This is a genomic window from Butyricicoccus sp. OF10-2, assembly GCF_003481925.1.
GTDB classification, from domain to species: domain Bacteria; phylum Bacillota; class Clostridia; order Oscillospirales; family Butyricicoccaceae; genus Agathobaculum; species Agathobaculum butyriciproducens.
Genome location: NZ_QUMC01000006.1, coordinates 42135 through 62816 on the forward strand (window position 1 = coordinate 42135; position 20682 = coordinate 62816).

22 protein-coding genes, 1 pseudogene and 1 other annotated feature are annotated in these 20682 nt (G+C 58.0%); of the genes and pseudogenes, 21 read left to right on the plus strand and 2 right to left on the minus strand.

The genetic code is table 11. The features are described from left to right. Window positions 1-12: 12 nt before the first annotated feature. A complete protein-coding gene (aroB, locus tag DXB00_RS05010; RefSeq protein WP_118729793.1) occupies window positions 13-1056 on the minus strand; it encodes a 3-dehydroquinate synthase in 1044 nt (347 codons plus the stop codon). 139 nt (window positions 1057-1195) lie between these two features. Further along, window positions 1196-2212, minus strand: coding sequence for a 3-deoxy-7-phosphoheptulonate synthase (gene aroF / locus DXB00_RS05015; RefSeq protein WP_118729794.1), 1017 nt, complete (start codon window positions 2210-2212; stop codon window positions 1196-1198). A gap of 78 nt (window positions 2213-2290) precedes the next feature. Next, window positions 2291-2541: a binding site (T-box leader), on the minus strand. Window positions 2542-2831: 290 nt separating this feature from the next. On the opposite strand from aroF, the pseudogene DXB00_RS17065 reads away from it, so the two are divergent. From DXB00_RS17065 to tyrS, 21 genes and pseudogenes are all read left to right on the plus strand, one after another. After that, window positions 2832-3727 (plus strand): annotated as a pseudogene (locus DXB00_RS17065) (stage III sporulation protein AB). Next, window positions 3721-4239, plus strand: coding sequence for a stage III sporulation protein AB (locus DXB00_RS05030; protein ID WP_158581256.1), 519 nt, complete (start codon window positions 3721-3723; stop codon window positions 4237-4239). Before DXB00_RS17065 ends, DXB00_RS05030 begins: the two are co-directional and overlap by 7 nt. Window positions 4240-4252: 13 nt before the next feature. Continuing rightward, the gene (gene spoIIIAC / locus DXB00_RS05035) at window positions 4253-4447 is read left to right on the plus strand and encodes a stage III sporulation protein AC (RefSeq protein WP_110436696.1); all 195 of its coding nucleotides are present in this window, start codon (window positions 4253-4255) and stop codon (window positions 4445-4447) included. Window positions 4448-4461: 14 nt separating this feature from the next. After that, window positions 4462-4836: a SpoIIIAC/SpoIIIAD family protein gene (locus tag DXB00_RS05040; protein ID WP_158581257.1), complete on the plus strand. Its 375-nt coding sequence runs from the start codon at window positions 4462-4464 to the stop codon at window positions 4834-4836. Beyond that, the gene (locus DXB00_RS05045) at window positions 4833-5945 is read left to right on the plus strand and encodes a stage III sporulation protein AE (RefSeq protein ID WP_119214590.1); all 1113 of its coding nucleotides are present in this window, start codon (window positions 4833-4835) and stop codon (window positions 5943-5945) included. Before DXB00_RS05040 ends, DXB00_RS05045 begins: the two co-directional genes overlap by 4 nt. Then, on the plus strand, window positions 5942-6418 hold the full coding sequence (locus DXB00_RS05050) for a stage III sporulation protein AF (RefSeq protein WP_117490660.1): 477 nt from the start codon (window positions 5942-5944) through the stop codon (window positions 6416-6418). The genes DXB00_RS05045 and DXB00_RS05050 overlap by 4 nt, the downstream gene beginning before the upstream one ends. Then, complete coding sequence (locus DXB00_RS05055) at window positions 6415-6960, plus strand: hypothetical protein (protein WP_118729796.1); 546 nt, start codon at window positions 6415-6417, stop codon at window positions 6958-6960. The genes DXB00_RS05050 and DXB00_RS05055 overlap by 4 nt, the downstream gene beginning before the upstream one ends. Before the next feature lie 30 nt (window positions 6961-6990). Then, a complete protein-coding gene (locus tag DXB00_RS05060; protein ID WP_118729797.1) occupies window positions 6991-7521 on the plus strand; it encodes a SpoIIIAH-like family protein in 531 nt (176 codons plus the stop codon). Window positions 7522-7624: 103 nt separating this feature from the next. Further along, the gene (locus tag DXB00_RS05065) at window positions 7625-8071 is read left to right on the plus strand and encodes an Asp23/Gls24 family envelope stress response protein (protein ID WP_117490664.1); all 447 of its coding nucleotides are present in this window, start codon (window positions 7625-7627) and stop codon (window positions 8069-8071) included. Between the two features lie 156 nt (window positions 8072-8227). Beyond that, window positions 8228-8707, plus strand: a complete 480-nt coding sequence (nusB, locus tag DXB00_RS05070; RefSeq protein ID WP_117750856.1) for a transcription antitermination factor NusB — start codon at window positions 8228-8230, stop codon at window positions 8705-8707. Beyond that, complete coding sequence (locus tag DXB00_RS05075; protein WP_110436704.1) at window positions 8700-9629, plus strand: DNA-binding protein; 930 nt, start codon at window positions 8700-8702, stop codon at window positions 9627-9629. Before nusB ends, DXB00_RS05075 begins: the two co-directional genes overlap by 8 nt. A 77-nt stretch (window positions 9630-9706) precedes the next feature. Further along, a complete protein-coding gene (gene xseA, locus DXB00_RS05080) occupies window positions 9707-10981 on the plus strand; it encodes an exodeoxyribonuclease VII large subunit (protein WP_118729798.1) in 1275 nt (424 codons plus the stop codon). Between the two features lies 1 nt (window position 10982). Next, a complete protein-coding gene (gene xseB / locus DXB00_RS05085; RefSeq protein WP_117490672.1) occupies window positions 10983-11219 on the plus strand; it encodes an exodeoxyribonuclease VII small subunit in 237 nt (78 codons plus the stop codon). After that, a complete protein-coding gene (locus DXB00_RS05090; RefSeq protein ID WP_118729799.1) occupies window positions 11216-12100 on the plus strand; it encodes a polyprenyl synthetase family protein in 885 nt (294 codons plus the stop codon). The genes xseB and DXB00_RS05090 overlap by 4 nt, the downstream gene beginning before the upstream one ends. 838 nt (window positions 12101-12938) lie before the next feature. Continuing rightward, entirely contained in the window at window positions 12939-13523 is a 585-nt protein-coding gene (locus DXB00_RS05095) for a hypothetical protein (protein WP_199677294.1), read from the plus strand. 45 nt (window positions 13524-13568) lie between these two features. Next, a complete protein-coding gene (gene dxs, locus DXB00_RS05100) occupies window positions 13569-15446 on the plus strand; it encodes a 1-deoxy-D-xylulose-5-phosphate synthase (protein WP_118729800.1) in 1878 nt (625 codons plus the stop codon). Continuing rightward, a complete protein-coding gene (locus DXB00_RS05105; protein WP_117490678.1) occupies window positions 15421-16242 on the plus strand; it encodes a TlyA family RNA methyltransferase in 822 nt (273 codons plus the stop codon). Before dxs ends, DXB00_RS05105 begins: the two co-directional genes overlap by 26 nt. Beyond that, on the plus strand, window positions 16239-17090 hold the full coding sequence (locus DXB00_RS05110; RefSeq protein ID WP_118729801.1) for an NAD(+)/NADH kinase: 852 nt from the start codon (window positions 16239-16241) through the stop codon (window positions 17088-17090). The genes DXB00_RS05105 and DXB00_RS05110 overlap by 4 nt, the downstream gene beginning before the upstream one ends. A 101-nt stretch (window positions 17091-17191) precedes the next feature. Continuing rightward, on the plus strand, window positions 17192-17578 hold the full coding sequence (locus DXB00_RS05115) for an arginine repressor (protein WP_243107166.1): 387 nt from the start codon (window positions 17192-17194) through the stop codon (window positions 17576-17578). 18 nt (window positions 17579-17596) lie between these two features. Continuing rightward, a complete protein-coding gene (gene recN / locus DXB00_RS05120) occupies window positions 17597-19276 on the plus strand; it encodes a DNA repair protein RecN (RefSeq protein WP_118729802.1) in 1680 nt (559 codons plus the stop codon). Between the two features lie 105 nt (window positions 19277-19381). Beyond that, complete coding sequence (gene tyrS / locus DXB00_RS05125) at window positions 19382-20605, plus strand: tyrosine--tRNA ligase (RefSeq protein ID WP_119214591.1); 1224 nt, start codon at window positions 19382-19384, stop codon at window positions 20603-20605. Window positions 20606-20682 lie beyond the last annotated feature (77 nt).

Consider the following 20682-nt stretch of genomic DNA (forward strand, 5'->3'; position numbering starts at 1 on the left):
GCTTCTCCCTCCTTACAGCTTCAGAACGTCTTCGTGCAGCTTTTCTGCATCAATCGGGGTGATTTCTGCCCGACCGGCTTCGCGCACGAGAATAAAGTTGACCGTTGCGCCGAATTTCTTTTTGTCCGACAGCAGAGCATTAAAGATGGCTTCGCGGTCGTAGTTCAGCTCGGTCGGCAGACCGATGTGCTTCAACAGGTCGATGAGCGGCGCGGTCAGATCCTCGTTGCCCAGCAGAGCAGAGAGCCGCATCGCGGCCACCATGCCGATCGCCACCGCCTGACCGTGAGTGAGGTCGGTGTAGTTGCCCAGTTTTTCTGCTGCATGGCCGATGGTGTGGCCGAAGTTGAGAATCATGCGAAGTCCGGTGTCGTGCTCGTCGATGGCAACTACATCGCGCTTGATCTTAACGCACTCGTAAATGATATTCTCAATGTTGGACTTGTAGTCCGGCTGAGAAACCATCGTCAGGATTTCCCGGTTGGAAATATAGCCGTACTTAACGACCTCGGCCATGCCGTCCGCAAAGGTGCTGTCCGGCAGGGAAGCGAGCACGTTCGGGTCGATGAGCACGAGCCGCGGCTGATAGAACGCGCCAACGAGGTTTTTGCCCTCGGGAAGATCCACGCCGGTCTTGCCGCCGACCGAGGAATCCACCTGCGCGAGCAGCGTGGTCGGGATTTGACACAGCGATACGCCGCGCAGGAAGGTCGCTGCGGCAAAGCCGGTGATGTCGCCGACAACACCGCCGCCGAGCGCGATAATCAAATCCTTGCGGGTCATGCCGGCGGTCAGCAGATCATGGTAAATGCCTTCGACCGTGGAAAGCTGCTTGTGCTCCTCACCGGCGGGAATGACCGTGTGTGTCACCGGCAGGGAGAACTGCTTTTCCAGCTTTTCGAGATACAGCGGCGCCACCGTTGAATCCGACACGATATGCACGCGGCTGGGCGAAAAGGTTTCGAGGATTACCGCGCCTGCACGGTCCAGCAATCCGGTTTCGATATGAATTTCGGACACGCCGTTCGCGCCCGTCAGACTCAGCGTTTCTGCCATTTTTACAACACCCTTTTGGTTGAATTAGTAATTAGGAATTCGTAATTAGTCGGTGCGAAACCGGATTACTGATTCCCGTATATTTGCGAAAGAGGTCGGTGGAACACCGACCTCCGGCTATGTTACATTATAATATGTATCAGATTTCTCTGTCAACTGCCGCTGCAACAGCGCGCAGTGCGTTCATGGTGTGGTGGAACGAATCGTAGGTCAGCGACTGTGCACCGTCAGACAGAGCGTGTGCAGGATCGTTGTGAACCTCGATCATCAGGCCGTCCGCACCGGCTGCAACAGCAGCCTTTGCCAGCGGCTCGACCATCCAGTAAATGCCGCCTGCATGGGACGGGTCAACGATGACCGGCAGATGGCTCATGCGCTTGAGCACCGGAACGGCGGAAATATCCAGCGTGTTGCGGGTGTACTTCTCGTAGGTGCGGATGCCGCGCTCGCAGAGGATAACGTTCTCGTTGCCGCCCGCCATGATGTACTCGGCGCTCATCAGGAACTCTTCCATGGTGTTTGCGAAGCCGCGCTTGAGCAGGATTGGTTTGCGGGTCTGGCCGAGTTCTTTCAGCAGCTCGAAGTTCTGCATATTGCGTGCGCCGACCTGGAAGCAGTCGCACTTGTCCATGAAGATGTCGATGTGCGCCGGATTGGTGATCTCGGTAACGACCGGCAGACCGGTTGCCTCGTGCGCCTTGTGCAGCAGCTCGAGGCCCTCGGCCTTCAGACCCTGGAAAGAGTACGGGGAAGAGCGCGGCTTCCACGCGCCGCCGCGGAGAACGGTCGCGCCGTCTGCCTGCACATGCTTAGCCACGTCGATGATCTGCTCCTCGCTTTCAACCGAACACGGACCTGCCATAACGACCAGCTTCTTGCCGCCGACAACAACGCCCGGTGCAATCTCAACGACAGAGTTGTCCGGATGGAACTTGCGGTTTGCCAGCTTGAACGGCTCCTGCACCTTGATAATGTTCTCAACCTGCGGGTCAAGCATGAGTGCGTCCTTGTCAACAGCGCCGGTGTCGCCGACCAGACCGATAACGATGGTGCCCTCGCCGTAGATCGGGTTTGCCTTTACGTTCCAGCGCTCGATATGCTGGGACAGCTCCTCAACGTGCTCATGGGTCGTGCCCTGCTTCATAATGATGATCATGTTGTGTATCTCCTTTATATAGGTGGTGTTTGCTGTTTGTCACGGCGGAATGGGTATAAAAAAAGCCCTTCATCCACAAAGAGGGACGAAAGACAAACGGTTCCGCGGTACCACCCACATTCGGCATCATAATGCCGCACTTTTTCGGATACAAATATATCCTATCCCTGTAACGGAGGAAATCCGTCAGCGCCTAATTCGATCGGGTTCAGCGCCGCAGCTCAGGAGGGAACTTCATCGTACCGGCGTCTGCGTCCGTTTCCAGTCATGCCGGACACTCCCTGAAAGCCGCACTTGGAACGATTACTTTCCTCTGTCATCGCTTTGTGCAATATTTGTGTTTATTATATCGCTGGACGGGCGAGTTGTCAATGACTGATTTGACATGGTTCAATGAAAAAATGCATAAATTTTCATATATTCTGACAAGCCCCTGGCCTTCCGCACGTCAAGCGGATGCGTAATGAACCACCGCGGGGCGGGATGAGGTCATCCTGCCCTGCAATACAGATTGGCAATGAAGGATAATGGTCAATCACAACATTCATTTTCCATCCTCAATTCTCAATTTGCCATTCTACTTTGGTAATCTGCGGCATAGTCTATAGTGGTGATGAAAATGGACAAACGAAAAGCGGCCTTCCGGCAGGCGATTTCGTGCCTGCCGCCGATACGGCGGGCACAGCTGGAGCGGCTGGACAGGCCGGAGGACATCGAGGAATTACGCTTTCGTGCGGGACAGCCGCCTGCGGCGAGAACCGCCGTCGGAGAGCGGCCGCTCCCGCTTGAGGCGGTCGCATCGGCGGAGCTGCGCGAGATGCTCAGCCGCGCCGCGCAGTATTCCGTGCATAGTTATACAGACAGTCTGCGGCACGGCTTTCTGACGTTATCCGGCGGGCATCGGCTGGGCATCTGCGGCACAGCCGCCGAAGAGGACGGCCGCGTTCTCGGGGTGCGCGGCCTGAGTTCAATCAACCTGCGCATTGCACATCAAGCCGAGGATTTACAGGCGCAGATTGCCCGCTGGATAGGAACGGACGAGCGCAGCCTGCCTTGCTCCTGTCACCGCCGGGATATGGCAAAACGACCTTGCTGAGAGAGTGGGTGCGCTATTTCTCCGACCGCGGTTTCACTGCCGCGATTGCGGACGAGCGCAGCGAGATTGCCGCTCTTGCGGACGGTGTACCGCAGCTTGCGGTCGGGCGCTGCACGGATGTGATGGAAGGCTGCTCGAAATGGCAGGCGGCGGTCATGCTGCTCAAAACCATGTCGCCTGCCCTGCTCGCTCTTGATGAAATTACTGCGCCTGAGGACGCAAAGGCGGTATCGCTCTGCACGCACTGCGGAACGGCAGTGATTGCGTGTGCACACGCGGCCGGACTGGATGATCTGCGGCAGCGGCCGATCTACCGTGAGCTGCTCGCACTCGGCGCATTTCATCAGGCGGTTATTATCGAAAAACGGGACGGACAGCGGGTCTACCGCATGGAACGATGGGAGGAGACGAAATGTTAAAGCTGATCGGTTCGGTGATGGTGTTCGGCTCATGTGCGGCGCTCGGACTGTCCGCGCGGCAAAATCTGCGGCGCAGAGTGGCGGCGGCAGACGCTATGCTGCTTGCGCTCGGTCTTATCCGCAGCGAGATTTCCGGAAGACGGACACCTATGCCGGAAATTGTCGGTCTGCTGGCGGAAAACGAGCAGCCGATTATCCGCAAAGTCTTTCGCACGCTGCAGCGCCGCCTGCGGGAGCAGAACGGCCTGTCGCTCGGCTACCTGTGGCGCAGCACCTTGCGGGACTGCCGCGCACAGGTCGGACTTGGCACGCAGGAGTGTGATATTCTGTGCGACGCCGCAAACTACTTAGGCCGCTACGATGCGGACGAGCAGCTGACCGGTCTTACGCAGGTGGAGCGGCGGCTGGCGGCTTCGCGGGAGGCGGCACAGGAGGATTTGGCAAATCGGGGGAATCTGTACCGGACCTGCGGCATTGCGCTCGGTTTGCTGGTGATTCTGGTGCTGATCTAAGCGGAGGAAAACGATGGATGTTGATCTGATTTTCCGCATTGCGGCGGTAGGAATTTTAGTGGCGGTGCTCGGACAGCTGCTCTCCCGCTCGGGCAGGGAGGAGCAGGCGCTGATGACGACACTCGCGGGTTTAATTGTCGTTTTGATGCTGATTGTTCAGGAAATCGACCGCCTGTTCACCATGATGAAAAATGTATTTGGGTTTTGAAGATGGAATTAGGCTTGATTTGCGGCATTGTCCTTGCGGCGCTCACGCTGTCGCTGGTGCTGAAAAAGGACGCGCCCGCTATCGCGTTTCTGCTGGTGCTGACGGCAGGCGTGATCCTGCTTTTGCGGGTGTTCAGCGCAGCCGGAAGCGCGGCGCAGCGGTTTTCCGGTCTGCTCTCGCAGTGCGGCTTGGATTCCGCGCTGTATCTGCCGGTGTGCAAGGCAGTCGGCGTGGCGGTCGTGGTGCGGATTACATCTGCGCTTTGCCGGGACGCCGGTCAATCCGCGCTTGCCGCCAAGGTGGAGATTGCAGGCGCTGTCCTGACGCTTTCTGTGTGCCTGCCGCTTTTCGAGCAGGTGCTCGACCTTATTACGGAGTGGGCGGTATGAGCAAATGCAAACTGGCGCTGAATGCTATTCTCGTGCTCCTGCTGTTCCTGCCGTTCGCGCATGCGGCCGTGAGTGAAGAACAGGTGCAGTCAGTCGGCGGCAGCAGTCTGACTGACGCTATGCCGAACAGTGCGCGGCAATACCTTGACGGCGTATCGCCGGAAAACGCGGACACGCTGTCGGATTCGGTCTCCCGCGTGCTGGAAAACATGACCTCGGACAGCCAAAGTGCGATTCGGACTGCACTTGGCGGACTGTTGCGCGTAGCCGTGATTGTGCTGCTGGCCTCGGCGGCGCGCGGCTTTTCTGCGGCGGCGGGCGGCGAGGCCAACGACTGGATCGACATGGCGGCGGCACTTGGCTGTGCGGCAGTGCTCCTGCGGGATTTCACGGGTGTGCTGTCGCTCTGCCGCGACACGCTCGACCAGATCGGCGTGTTTTCGGGCACGCTCCAGCCGGTGCTCGCCACTGTACTTGCGACCGGCGGCAACACGGCGACCGCAACGGTTTTACAGGCGGCGACCATGGTGGTGTTTGATCTTGTGATACGGCTGGTGAACGCCCTGCTTGTTCCGGCGGCGTGCGCGTATCTTGCTATCACGGCGGTGGATGCTGCGGCAGGCAACGGCATGCTGCGCGGCATCGCGGACGGCATAAAAACCCTGATCTCGGGTGTACTTAAACTCATTTTAACGCTGTTCACCGCATATCTTGCGATAGCGGGCGGTGTTTCCGGCAACGTGGACCGCATGACGCTCAAGACCGCGAAACTTGCGGTGTCCGGTGCGGTTCCGGTGGTCGGCGGTGTGATTTCGGACGCGACCGAAACCATGTTGTCCGGTGCAGCTCTGCTGCGCGGCTCGATCGGCATTTTCGGGATGCTGTGTATAGCGGCTATCTGCTTTGTGCCGTTCGTTCGGGCGGGAGCAAGCTATTTGTGCTACAAGGCGGGTGCAGCCGTGCTCTCGCCGCTGTGCTCGGACGGCATGAAGCGGTTCCTCGAAAACGTAGGCACCGGCTTCGGTCTGCTGCTCGGCATGCTGAGCACCTGCTGTATGATTTTATTCCTCGAACTCGTGTATATGGTGGCGATGGTGAAACCAATATGACTGAATTACTGCAAACGATATTACTGCGCGTGACGATCGCGGGAGCCGTGTCCGCGGTGGCGCTCAAGCTGGCAGGCGGCGGAGCCTTAAAAGAGGTTGTGCGGACAGCTGCCGGTCTGCTCATGCTGCTGGCGCTCCTACAGCCGCTGGCGGGACTGCACTTGCTGTCGTGGAACTGGCAGAGCAGCGTCTCGCAGAGCGACTTAGACGAAATGCAGGCGCGCAACATGCAGACCACGATGAGCACGGTCGCGGCGAGCATTGCGAAGGCGGTGCAGCAGCGTGCAGAGGAAGCCGGTATTCCGTGCACGGTGAATGTGGAGATGGCAAATGACGCGGACGGACTGCTGCAGGTCGATAAAGTAACCGTGTACTACGACAGTACAGCGGCGAATCGCCTGTCCGAGCTGCAAAGTCTGCTGACCAAGGAATGCGGCGTACCCGCAGAACGACAGGAGCTGATTGCAAGATGAAACTGCCGGATAACGAAAACTTAACTGCCGTCAAGGAGAAAATCCTGCCGGTTTTGAAGAAATACCGGGCCGTGCTGGCGGTATTGCTCGCGGGCGTGCTGCTGCTCACCTCGGGGCACAGCGGAAACACGGAGCAGGTGCAGACCACAAGTGCGGATACAACGGTTTCGCAGTCGTTCGACCTGAACGACTTCCAGCAGGAGCTGCAGGCGCGGCTTGCCGCAATTTCCGGCGCCGGACGTGTGGAGCTCATGCTGTCGCTCGACCAGACCGAGGAATCGGTCTACGCGGTCAACACCCGCCAGACAAGCGGGAGTGACAGCCGCAGCCGGGAAAGCGATGTGAGCGTGGTCTCGAACGGCAGCTGCGGCGAAACGCCCGTGACGGTCAAGCGCGTTCTGCCGGTATTCCGCGGTGCGGTCGTGCTGTGCGATGGCGCGGATGACGCATCCGTTCGGCTGTCCGTCACACAGGCGGTGAGCACGGTGTGCGGCATCGGCGCAGACAAAGTTACGGTTCTGAAAATGCAATCCGATACATAAGGTATAGCAATTCGTTAGGAGGGCAGGCAGATGAAGAAGATCAAAAAACGCGGAGCGGTCTACGGTGTGATCGCGCTGCTGCTGTGCGCAGCGGCTTATCTGAACTGGAGCTACGTTGACACGCCGGAGGACCTTCTTGCGGCGCAGCAGACCGACACGCAGGCGGATACGCAGACCGATGCCTCGGCGGACAGCACCACCGGTGAGGGCGATTATTTTGCATCCTCACGGCTGACGCGCACGCAGGCGAGAGACGAAGCGGTGAGCACGCTCAAGGAGCTCAGTGAGAGCGATACCGCAGACCAGAGTGCAAAAGACGATGCGGCGGCACAGATTTCCGCACTGGCAGACGACACGGTGGCCGAAGCCAATATCGAGAGCCTGATTCGCGCCAAAGGCTATGAGGACGCAGTTGTGATGCTCGGTGACAGCAGCGCGAATATCGTGGTAGCGCCGCCGGACGGCGGTCTGCAGGCCGAGGACGTGGCTGTTATCCGCGATATCGTTATCTCGGAGACCGGCATGACGGCAGGGCAGATCAAAATTGTGGAAGCGTCTTAATAGACAGCGTGTATTTTTACTTTGCTTTTTACACAAACTGTGCTATAATGCTCTTAGACAATGCCGGATGATGGGATTGTCTCAAAAAAGGAGAGTGAGCACTATGGCAGATCACAAGGAGTACTGGTCCACCGAAAGCGATCAAGGCTCTATCCGTATCTCTGAGGATGTTGTTGCGTCTATCGCAGCACTGTCGGCCTCGGAAACCAAGGGTGTCAGCGGTTTGTATTCCAGCCTGACGAGCGACATTGTCGGCTTTATCAGTAAAAAGAATTTGTCCAAGGGCGTCCGTATCGAACTCGGCGACGATGATACCGTTAAGGTAGAGATCGGCTTCCTCGCACTGTTCGGCTACAACATTTGTGATGTGGCAAAGGAAGTGCAGGAGAACGTCAAGTCCTCGATCGAGTCCATGACCGGTCTGCGCGTTGTCGAGATCAACGTGCATGTCGGCGGCGTGACCTTCAAGCCGTCCGCTTCGGTTGAGGAAAAGGCCGAGCCGGCACCGTCCGAGACCGAAACTCCGGCGGAGACGGTAGACGCTGAGTAACATGAGCAAAACAGGCATGGCTGCGGCTGTGCCTGTTTTTCTGTTGCCCGGTTTTATGAAATATGGAATACCGCCTTGCGTTTTGCCCGAAAATAGGATAAAATAGTTATACTGAATAGTAGGCGAAATTTGCGTAAATATAGGAGGTCCTGCTGCATGAGTGTGATGAGCAGAACAAAAGCAAGAGAAATTGCGCTGCACCTGATCTTTGAGATGGGGTTCCAGCAGTTTGAAGAAGAAAACCTGAACGAGCGACTGGATGAGGAAATCATGAAGTCCATCAGCGGAGATATCGCACTGTATGCGGGCAAGCTGAGTGAGGAACAGACCGCGTATATCCGCGCGGTGGTAAAGGGCGTGGCAAACGACCTGCCGGTGCTCGATACCATTATCGAGGCCAATTCCAAGGGCTGGTCGCTCAACCGTCTGTCCCACATGACGATCGCGGTACTGCGTCTGGCGCTCTTTGAGATGCGCGATGTAGACGACGTTCCGGTCGGCGTAGCCATCAACGAGGCCGTTGAGCTGGCGAAGAAGTACGACACCGAGGATGCCGCTTCCTTCATCAACGGCGTGCTCGGCTCTGCCGCCCGTGCAGAGTTCCCGCAGGGAAAGCAGGAGAGCACCAATGCCTGAGCGCTTTCTGGGAATTGATACGTCCAACTACCGCACGTCGGCAGCGATTTACAACGCCGAGACCGGCGAGTGGGTCAACCGCGGCGGACTGCTGACCGTGCCGGAAGGCGCGATCGGTCTGCGCCAGTCGGATGCACTGTTCCAGCATACCGTGCGTCTGCATGAAAAAATCGAGGCTCTGCCGCAGGGAGAGGTGCGCGCCATCGGCGTCAGCACCCGTCCCCGCGCGGTGGAAGGCTCGTATATGCCGTGTTTTCTGGCAGGAGAGAGCGTCGCGCGGAGCGCGGCGCATTTGCTTTCCGTGCCGCTTTTTACCGTTTCCCATCAGCAGGGACATATCGCGGCGGCAGCGCTGTCGGCGGGAAAACTCGACCTGCTTGACGGCGAATTCCTGGCGTGGCACCTGTCCGGCGGCACGAGTGAGCTGCTGCATGTGAAGTGCGGCGCGGACGGCCTGCCGGACTGCACCTGCATCGGCGGCACGACCGACCTTGCAGCCGGTCAGCTGCTCGATCGCGCGGGAAATCTGCTTGGTCTGCCGTTCCCGTCCGGCGGCGCACTGGACGCGCTGGCGCTCACCGCCGAGCCGGAAAAGGGTTTCAAACCCAAGGTAAACGAGTGTAAATTCTCGCTCTCCGGTATGCAGAATCAGGTAGAGAATAAATTCAAGACCGCCGAACCGAAGCAGATGGCGCGGTTCGCGCTCGAAACTGTGGCGAATGCCGTTATCAAAGCCACCGAGCAGGCGCGCGAGCAGTATCATTGCCCGATTTTGTGCGCAGGCGGCGTCATGGCCAGCCAAATCATCCGTGCCCGCATGAATAAGCGGTTCGGCGGGGAGGTCTCCTTTGCGGAGCCAACGCTCTCTGGAGATAACGCAGTGGGCGTGGCAGTGCTGGCGGCAAAACTCTGTAACAGATAGGAGGTAGGAGTTAGGTGGTAGGGATGGAAAATGAACCAAACTCCTCAGTCCTGCCTCCTCACTCCTAACTTGTTGGAATGGCAACGATTTACACAGTATCTCAATTAAACAATGAAATAAAGGACTTGCTCGATGCGGTTCCCGGCTACCGCGGGTTAATGGTGCAGGGCGAAATCTCGAACTACAAGGCGCATTCGTCCGGGCATCACTACATGACGCTCAAGGACGAAAATGCGGCCATCAATGCGGTCATGTTCCGCTCGGACGCGATGCGGCTGAAATTCCGTCTGCAGAACGGCATGAAGGTCATCGTCAAGGCGCGCGTCAGCTCGTTCCCGCGCACAGGCGCGGTGCAGCTTTACGTCTCCGAGATCATTCCGGACGGTGCAGGTGCGCTCAACCTTGCGTTTGAGCAGCTCAAGGCTAAATTGCAGGCGGAAGGCCTGTTCTCCGAGCGGTATAAGAAGCCGATTCCGACCTGTCCGGACAGTATCGCGCTCGTGACCTCGCCGACCGGCGCGGCAGTGCGCGATATGATACGCATTCTCGGCCGCCGCTGGCCGCTGGCAAAGGTTGTGCTCTATCCGGCGCAGGTGCAGGGACAGGGCGCGGCGGAGAGCATTGCACGCGCGATCGCTCTGGCGAATGCCATCGGCGAAGCAGATGTCATTCTGTGCGGTCGAGGCGGCGGCTCGATGGAGGATTTGTGGGCGTTCAATGAGGAAGTGACTGCCCGGGCGATTTTTGCCTCCGAGATTCCGGTGATTTCCGCGGTCGGCCACGAGCCGGATTTCACGATTGCGGACTTTGTTGCCGATCTTCGTGCGCCTACGCCGTCCGGTGCGGCGGAGCTTGCCGTGCCTGACAGAGCCGAGTACGCGCTGAACTTACGCACACTGGATGCACGTCTGCACACGGCGGCGCACCGCAGAACAGAGCAGCAGAGAAAGCTGCTGGACGGTCTGCAGGAGCGGCTGTCGAACCGCACACCGATGAAATACATCGAGGAAAAACGCCTGCTGCTGACACAGACCGAGGAACGCCTGCTTTCGGCGGTTCCGGCGCGGCTGGAGACCGAGCACAACCGACTGAACGGACTGCGGCAGCGCCTGCTCACGGCAGGACAAAGCGGTCTGCACCGCTGTAAACTACGGTTCGCACAGACTGTGGCGACACTCGACGCAATGAGCCCGCTGCGCGTTCTGGGCCGCGGCTACGCGGTAGCGACCAAGGGCGCCAAGCATACGGTCGTAACCGATGCAGCGGCACTCAAGCAGGGAGACACCCTGCATATTCAATTTGCAAAAGGTGCGGCAGACTGCCGCGTGACCGATATCGAGGAGGACAAGTAACATGGCGGAAAGAACATTTGAAAGCCAGATGGCACGTCTGGAAGAGATCGTGCGGCTGCTCGAGCGCGGTGAAGCACCGCTGAACGAAAGCATGAAGCTGTTCGAGGAGGGCACCAGACTGTCCGCGTCCCTCGGCAAGCTGCTGGACAAGGCCGAGCAGAAGGTCACCGTCATGCAGGAGAACATGCAGGGTGAACTCACAGAGCAGCCGTTTGCGGCAGAGGAGGAAGCAAAATGACGTTTTCCGAGCAGTTAAAGGCAGATATTGCGCTCATTGAACCTGCACTGGAGAAATACCTCTCGCGGGAGACCGGCGAGGGTTACGACCGCATTTTCGAGGCTGCAAAGTACTCCGCGATGGCAGGCGGCAAGCGCCTGCGCCCGGTGATCGTGCTGGAATTCTGCCGCCTGTGCGGCGGCGATATCGAGAAGGCGCTGCCGTTCGCGTGTGCGCTTGAGATGATCCATACCTACTCACTCATCCATGATGACCTTCCGTGCATGGACAACGACGACTTGCGCCGCGGCAGACCGACCTGCCACAAGGCTTTCGATGAAGCGACGGCGGTCCTCGCGGGTGACGGACTGCTGACGGCGGCTTTTGAGACGGCTTCGGCGGCAAAGGATGTTCCGGCGGAGACCATCGTGCGCTGCATTCGTATTCTGGGCGAAAACGCGGGCATGAATGGCATGATCGGCGGTCAGGTGCTCGATATGGGCGCCGAGCACCGCAAAATCTCGCTCGACGAGCTGCGTCTGCTGCAGAAGCTGAAGACCGGGTGCCTGCTCCGTGCGGCGTGTGAACTCGGCTGTGCGGCTGCCGGTGCGACTGACGAGGACACCCTCACTCGGGCACGCGCTTACGGCGAAAAGCTGGGTCTGGCGTTCCAGATTGAGGACGATATCCTTGATATCGAGGGAGATGCCGCAACACTCGGAAAATCCATCGGCAAGGACGCGGCCAGTGAGAAATCCACATTTCCGTCTTTGCTCGGTCTGGAGGAATGCCGAGAGCTTGCGGCAAAGCTGACCGAGGAAGCAGTGAACGCGGTAAAACCGCTGAACGGTCATGCATTCCTTGTCGAACTGGCACGCAGTCTGACCGGCCGCACCAGGTAAGACGCATATTCACATAAAATTTACACACATTTCTTGAATATTTATGCGTTCTGTGTTAATATAACAGATAAGTGACGTAGTATCCTAGTCAGTTCATGCGATTCCCAAGACGGGCCTAAAAATCCGTAGACGGGCATATCGATGAAGTCTCTGGTGTTTGCTTCTTACGCCCAGTTTGGGGTGGATGCTGGAGGTTAAGGCTTGAGGGCGCGCTTCAATGGCATGAAGTACCGACCCTCTTGCCGTGGAGACCCGTGACTGTCGGATGCCTATAGCATTTCATAAGAGATTGATGGACGTCCAACGGCACGGGATGAAACCTGCAATGCGGTGCAGCGGAAGTTACAAAGGATTGATCACCGACGTAAGGACCAAAGTGCTGTGTGCAGTGTAGCCTGCCTTGAGTGGCCATGGTGAATAAGGTATCCGCCTGCGGTTTCCCGGCCAGGAATGCCGCGGGAATTGACTTTTGAAACCATGTCTGCAAAAGAGGCTAAGAATCGTTTTGACTGTAGTGGAAATCACCTAGGCTATTCTAACGAGGCAGACCGTGGATTGCAGTGCGGACTCAGTGGCAATTCGGTCCCGAACATGGTAACATCTCGGCACGGACTTTAATGGGAAACCCCCTTGACGGCGACGCGAGGCAGTCCGCGGGGAAAACCAACCGAACCTCAAGCCGCAAGATTTACTCGGTCTGCCGTCACTTACCCTATAAAAGAAAAGCCGTCTTTGCGGCTTATGATAGACGCTCCGGCGGCGGAATTTGCGGTTTGCCGCAATTTTCTGCTATTATGGAATAAATCCGGGGCAAAAATCGGTGAAGGAGTTATCTTCAGTGGATACGACCGACAAACAAAAGAAAAAACCGCCGCAAAAGCCCAAGGCTGTTAATACCGCATGGGTCGGCTTGATCACCGTCATCAGCTTTGCGCTGAGCGTTGTCATGTCCTATATCTCGAACGAAGCATTGGCCAGTGCGGGCACGATTCTGTCCTTTGCTGTGCTGCTGCTCTTCATTGCGCTCGGCATTGTGTTTGACATGATCGGCGTAGCATCCACCTCGGCGACCGAGAAGGAATTTCACTCGATGGCGGCCCACCGTGTGCGCGGCGCGCGCGAGGCGGTCTGGATGGTGCGAAACGCAGAGAAGGTTTCCAGCATCTGCAACGATGTGGTGGGCGATATCTGCGGCATTATCTCCGGTGCGACCGGAGCACTCATTGTTGCACATATCACCTCGGGGGTGAGTGCGGGACTCAAGGTTGTGGTATCGCTGCTGATTACCGGTCTGATTTCGGCACTGACCATCGGCGGCAAGGCAGCCGGCAAGGGCATCGCGGTAATGTGCAGCAGCAAGGTGCTGGCGCTCTGCGGACGCGTGCTGTCCGTTCTGCCGCTCAAGCTGGATAACCGAAAGTAACGATATAAATACAGATAAACTGCCTTTCCAAAGGTGGGGATATTGATGAAGCAGAAACGATACGGAATTTTAGACAATATAAGCAGTCCTGCCGATTTGCGCGGACTGTCGTACGACACACTCGGCGTGCTGTGCGCTGCGCTGCGCGAGTTCATTGTGGACTCGGTGTCGCAGACCGGCGGTCATTTGGCGTCCAATCTGGGCATTGTAGAGCTGGCTGTCGCACTCGAGCGCGAGTTCGACTCCTCACGCGACCGCATCATCTACGATGTAGGTCATCAGTGTTATGTCCACAAGATCCTGACCGGTCGGCGCGACCGCTTTGACACGCTGCGGCAGTACGGCGGTCTGTGCGGCTTTATGAAGCCGGAGGAGAGCATCACCGACCCGTGCATCACGGGACATGCCTCGGATTCGGTTTCGGTGGCGCTCGGCATGGCGCATGCACGCACGATTAAAAACCAGAAATACCACGTTGTCGCGGTCATCGGCGACGGTGCGCTGACCGGCGGCATGGCATATGAGGCGCTGAGCAGCGCCGGCACCTCGCGGGAGCCGTTGCTCGTGGTGCTCAACGACAACAATATGTCGATCGCCAAGAATGTCGGCGGACTCAGCCGCCATTTGTCGCGCCTGCGCGTCAGCCCGCAGTATCTGCGTGCAAAAACCCGCATCAAGGAGCGGCTCAGCCGTATTCCGGGCGGCGGAACGATCACGCGCGCGGTTTCGCGCTTCAAGGCTAAGATCAAGCGGGCTGTCCTGCCGACCTCGCTGTTCGAGCAGATGGGCTTTACCTATCTCGGTCCGGTGGACGGTCATGACATCAAGAGCGTGTGTGAGTTCATCGCACTGGCGAAAAAAATGAAAAAACCGGTTCTGCTGCACGTTATGACACAGAAGGGCAGAGGATATGCCCCGAGTGAGCAGCATCCGGAGAAATACCACGGCGTTTCCAAGTTCGACCGCGTAACAGGCGCACCGCTTGCCGCGAAGAAGGAGGACTTCTCTGCGTTCTTCGGCAAAGAGCTTTGCGCACTGGCTGAGAAGGACAACCGCATTTGCGCGATCACAGCGGCTATGCCGTCCGGCACGGGACTGACCCGCTTTGCGGAGAAATTCCCGGAACGCTTTTTCGATGTCGGCATCGCCGAGGAGCACGCCATCGGTATGGCGGCCGGTATGGCGGCACAGGGACTGGTGCCGGTAGCGGCCATTTACTCGACCTTCCTGCAGCGCGCTTATGACCAGATCGTTCACGATATTGCAATCGAAGGTCTGCACGTTGTCCTGTGCGTGGACCGCGCGGGCATTGTCGGCGCGGACGGCGCAACGCATAATGGTGTGCTGGATATCGCGTTCCTGCGGTCTGTCCCGGGCGTGAAGATTTTCTGTCCGTCCGACTTTGCAGAACTCCGAGCTATGCTGTCCCGTGCGATTTACAGGGAGACCGGACCGGTCGCTATCCGTTACCCGCGCGGCAGCGAAGGCGCGTACCGCAGGGAGCTGTCAGCACAGCCGCTCGTGTGCGTACACGAGCAATCCGGCAGCGAGGTGACGATCGTCACACACGGCATTATGGTCAATCAGGCAATCGATGCCGCGGAAATCCTCATGCACGAGGGCATCCGCGCACAGGTTTACAAGGTAAATGAAGTCGGCAGCGGACTGGAACAGGCGTATGCCGAGGAGAAGGAAAAACTCGGCGGCTGGTGTGTCGTTGCGGAGGACGTTGTGCCGAACGGCAGCGTCGGCGAGTGGCTTGCCGCGCACCGCAGCGAGCGTACCGATCTTCTGAACACCGGCAACCGCTTTCTGCCGCACGGCGGCGTAAACGAGCTGTACCGTCACTGCGGCATTGATGCCGAGGGCATTGCGGCATATATCATGAAAAATCGGAATGGGAAGGAGAACAGCGTTGGCTAAGAAGAGACTGGACGTATTGCTGTTTGAAAAGGGTCTTTGTCCCTCGCGGGAGCGTGCAAAGACTGCGATTATGGAGGGAATCGTTTACATTGCAGGCCAGAAGGCGGGCAAAGCAGGCGATATGGTTGACGAAAACGCCGAACTGGAGGTTCGCGGCAACGAGAACGCATTTGTGTCCCGCGGCGGCAAGAAGATCGAGAAGGCGCTCAACTACTTTAACATCGACCCGACCGATCTGGTCGTGATGGACGTTGGTGCATCGACCGGCGGCTTTACCGACTGCCTGCTGCGCCGCGGTGCGCGCAAGGTGTATTCCATCGACGTCGGCTATGGCCAGCTGGCGTGGAGTCTGCGTCAGGATCCGCGTGTCAAGTGCATGGAGCGCACCAATATCCGCTATGTAACGCCAGATATGCTGGAGGAAACGCCGTCGTTCTGCGTCATCGACGTGTCGTTTATTTCCCTCAAGCTGGTGCTGCCGGTCGTTTCCAGCCTGCTGACCGAGGACGGCCATGTTGCCAACCTTATCAAGCCGCAGTTTGAGGCCGGCAAGGGCAAGGTCGGCAAAAAGGGTGTTGTCCGTGAGCCGGAGATTCACCTTGAGGTGCTGCAGAATTATGTGGAAAACGCGCATGCGGCAGGCTTTAAGGTGCTTGATGTGACGTTTTCTCCCATCAAGGGCCCAGAGGGCAACATCGAATTTCTCGGCTATCTGGCAAAACAGGGCGAGGAGCACATTCCGGATCTGGCAGACGTTGTCCGTCAGGCACATGAGGAGCTGGACGCAAAGGCATGATGAAGAACATTTTCATCTATCCCAATCTGCGCAAGGACAGCGCACGCGATATCCTGCAGCCGGTGTGCGATCAGCTGCGGCGTGACGGTGTGCGGCTTATGCTGCCCAAGCAGATGCGGGTCGTGCCGCCCATCATTGAGGATGCGGATTACATGCAAACCGAGGACGCCGTGCAGTTTGCGGATATGGCGGTCGTGCTTGGCGGAGACGGAACCATGCTCCGTCTGGCGAGAGAGGCGGCGCAGAATCAGCTGCCGCTGCTCGGCATCAATGTCGGTCACGTCGGCTTTATGACCGAACTGGAACCGGCTGAGCTGCCCAAAATGGAAAAGCTGTTCACCGGTGAATTTTCACTGGACAGCCGCATGATGCTGCATGTTGCTGTGCAGCGCGGCGGGCGTATCGTGTATGAGAACGACGCGCTCAATGATATTGTTATCGCAAAGGGCACCGCGTTCCGCGTGGTGCGCGTCGGCATTTCGGCGGACAACGAGGAGGTCACCCGCTTTAACGGTGACGGCGTGATCGCGGCAACGCCGACCGGCTCAACGGCTTACGGTCTGTCGGCAGGCGGCCCGGTCATTGAGCCGAGCGCGGAAAACATCGCTGTTATTCCCATCTGTGCGCACGCACTGGCGGCGAAGTCGTTCGTGTTTGCGCCCGAGCGCAGCGTGTCCATCACCGCAGCCTGTGAGGGCGGCAGTGAGGTGTTCATCTCGGCGGACGGCGGACAGGGCTTTGCCGTGCGGCCGGATGATCGGGTCATTATCACCCGTTCCGACCTGCAGACGCGGCTGATTCGTCTGAAAGGCAATAGTTTTTATCGAATTTTACAGCAGAAGCTGTGAGCGGCGCTGCTATAAGAGAGGAAAACGCGAACGATGAAGTTTCAACGACAGGCAAAAATCCTCGATCTCATCGACCGGTTTGAGATGAAACGCAGGAGGATTTGACCGCACATCTGCGGGCACTCGGCTACAACACCACACAGGCGACCATTTCGCGCGATATCAAGGAGCTGCGGCTTATCAAGACGCTCTCCTCGGAGACCGGTAAGTACAAGTATACCTCCTCGAACGCCGGTGCGGCGGATAGCTTCACCACGCGTCTGCGCAACATTTTCCGTGAATGCGTCACGGATATTGATGCGGCGCAGAACATGGTCGTCATTAAAACACTGCCCGGTCTGGGACAGGCGGCGGCAATGGCGATTGATGCCATGCGCGCACCCGATGTGGTCGGCACGCTTGGCGGCGACGATACCGTATTCGCCGTTATGCGCGATAACGACAGCGCGCAAAAGTTCTGCAAACAGGCAAGAGACATTCTAAAGTAAGCGAGGGATAAGGCGGCAATGCTGCAATTACTCCACATTGAAAATATAGCGGTCATCGAACGTGCAGACATCGAACTCGATAAGGGTTTGACCGTGCTTTCCGGCGAGACCGGCGCGGGCAAGAGTATCGTTATTGATTCGATCGGTGCGCTGCTCGGCAAGCGCGTCAGCCGCGATTTAGTGCGCTCGGGTGCGCAGAAAGGCTTTGTCAGCGCGGTATTCACCGATCTGCCGCGTGCTCTGCGCGAACTGCTTGACGAGCTTGCACTTTCCGGTGACGAGCCGGACACGCTGTACGTCCAGCGGCAGATTTCCGCAGACGGCAAGAGCACCTGCCGCGTGAATATGAAGCCGGCCAGTGCAGCTGTCCTGCGGCAGCTGGCGCCGTACCTGATCGACATTCACGGTCAGAATGACGGTCAGAAGCTGCTCGATGAAGCACATCACATCGAATATCTGGACGGCTACGCAGGCTGTGCCGAAATACTCGAGCGATACCGCCCGAAATATCAGGCGCTGGTGACACTCCGGCGGGAGATTACCGCGCTGGAGACCGGCGAGCAGGAACGCCTGCAGCGCATCGACATGCTGACCTTCCACAAGGAGGAAATCGAGCAGGCGGCACTTAAACCCGATGAAGATGAGGTGCTTGCACAGCGCAAGGCGTATTTCGATCACGCGGGCAAGATTGCGGGCGCACTCGAGCAGGCGCGTATGGCGCTCTCGGGTGACGATGAAATTGCGGGTGCGTGTGAATTGCTCGATCAGGCGGCAAACGCCATCGAGAGTCTGCGCGAAGTGTCGGACGCCTTCGACGGCATGGCCGAGCAGGCAGAGGAAGTGCGTCTGCTGGCGGCAGACCTGCGCGACAGCGTGGCAAGTCAGGGGGACAATCTGGACTTTTCTCCGGCAGAGCGCGAGATGGTCGAGCAGCGCTTGGATGAAATCTACCGTCTGAAGCAGAAATACGGCGGCACGATTCCGGAAATCCTCGCGTACCTTGAGAAGATAACCGCCGAGCTGGATACGCTCGAGAACGCGGACGACCGCAGGGAAGAACTGTGGGAGCAGTACCGCGGCATGCTCGCGGAGGCCAAGGGCATCGCGGCGGAACTCACCGAGCAGCGCCGCAAGGCTGCCAAGCAGCTGGAGGGCGAAATCGTGCGCGAGCTGAGCGAACTCGACATGGATAAGGTAAAAATGCGGGTTGCGGTCCGCACCGGCACCAAGCTGTCCGCGCACGGCTGCGACACCGTGACATTTGAGATTTCGGTCAATCCGGGTGAGCCGGAAAAGCCGCTCTCCAAGGTGGCCTCCGGCGGCGAGCTAAGCCGAATTATGCTTGCGCTTAAAAACGTATTGACGGCGGGCGAAGATGTTGGTATGCTGATCTTTGACGAGATCGACACCGGCGTTTCCGGCCATGCGGCTCAGCAGATCGGCCGCAAGCTGTCTGCCATTGCGAAAAAGAAGCAGACACTGTGCGTTACCCATCTGCCGCAGATTGCCGCTATGGGCGACCACCACCTGCGCATTTCCAAATCCGTGCGGGACGGCCGCAGCTACACCGATGTCAGCCCGATGGACAGAGCACACCGCGTAGACGAAATTGCACGTCTGCTCTCCGGCGAGGAAATCTCGGATGCAGCACGCCGCAACGCAGAGGAACTGCTCGACGCGGCCGGACAGGGAGCGTGAACCCGTGGTAATCATAGACGAACGCAGAAAAGAGCGTGCTCCATAACGGTATTCGGACTCTTTTATCATAGAATGCAAACAAATTGAAATACAGGAGACAGAATAATGCAGCTTTACGACGAACTGAAAGCGCGCGGTCTGATCGCGCAGGTAACGAACGAAAAAGAGATCAGCGAGATGATCAACAACGGCAAGGCAACCTTCTACATCGGCTTCGATCCGACCGCGGACAGCCTGCATGTTGGCCACTTTATGGCGCTCTGCCTGATGAAGCGCATGCAGATGGCAGGCAACAAGCCGATCGCGCTGATCGGCGGCGGCACCGCTATGATCGGCGACCCGTCCGGCCGTACCGATATGCGCTCGATGATGACTGTCGAGACCATCCAGCACAACTGCGACTGCTTCAAGAAGCAGATGGAGCGCTTCATCGAATTCGGTGAGGGCAAGGCGCAGATGGTAAATAACGCCGACTGGCTGATGAACCTCAACTACATCGAGTTCATCCGCGACATCGGCTCGTGCTTCTCGGTCAACAACATGCTCCGCGCCGAGTGCTTCAAGCAGCGCATGGAGAAGGGTCTGAGCTTCCTCGAGTTCAACTACATGCCGATGCAGTCCTACGACTTCTACTACCTGTTCAAGAACTACGGCTGCAACATGCAGTTCGGCGGCAACGACCAGTGGAGCAACATGCTCGGCGGTACAGAGCTGATCCGCCGCAAGCTGGGCAAGGACGCGCACGCGATGACCATCACTCTGCTGCTCAACTCCGAGGGCAAGAAGATGGGCAAGACCGCTTCCGGCGCCGTTTGGCTCGATCCGAACAAGACTTCTCCTTACGATTTCTACCAGTACTGGCGCAATGTGGACGATGCGGACGTGCTCAAGTGCATCCGTATGCTGACCTTCCTGCCGCTTGAGGAGATCGAGGCGATGGACAGCTGGGAAGGCGCACAGCTGAACCGCGCGAAGGAAATCCTCGCATACGAGCTGACCGCTCTGGTACATGGCAAGAAAGAGGCCGAAAAGGCACAGACCGCTGCCAAGGAGATCTTCGTTTCCGGCGGTGCGGCTGCCAACATGCCGACCACCACGCTGACCGATGCGGACTTCACTGACGGCCAGATCGGTGTGCTGACGCTGCTCGTGAAGTGCGGCCTCGCGTCCTCCAACGGTGAGGCGCGCAAGCTAGTGCAGGGCGGCGGCGTATCGCTTAACGGTGAGAAGGTCGCGGACTTCAAGCAGCAGCTTGCCAAGGACTTCTTTAACGAGGAGTGCATGATCAAGAAGGGCAAAAAGACCTTCCATAAGGCAATTCTTGGCTAAAAAGCTGTCGAGGGACGATCTTTCCTGATAGACGCAAAGAAGCGGCGTGAACGTAGGGTTCACGCCGCTTTTTATAT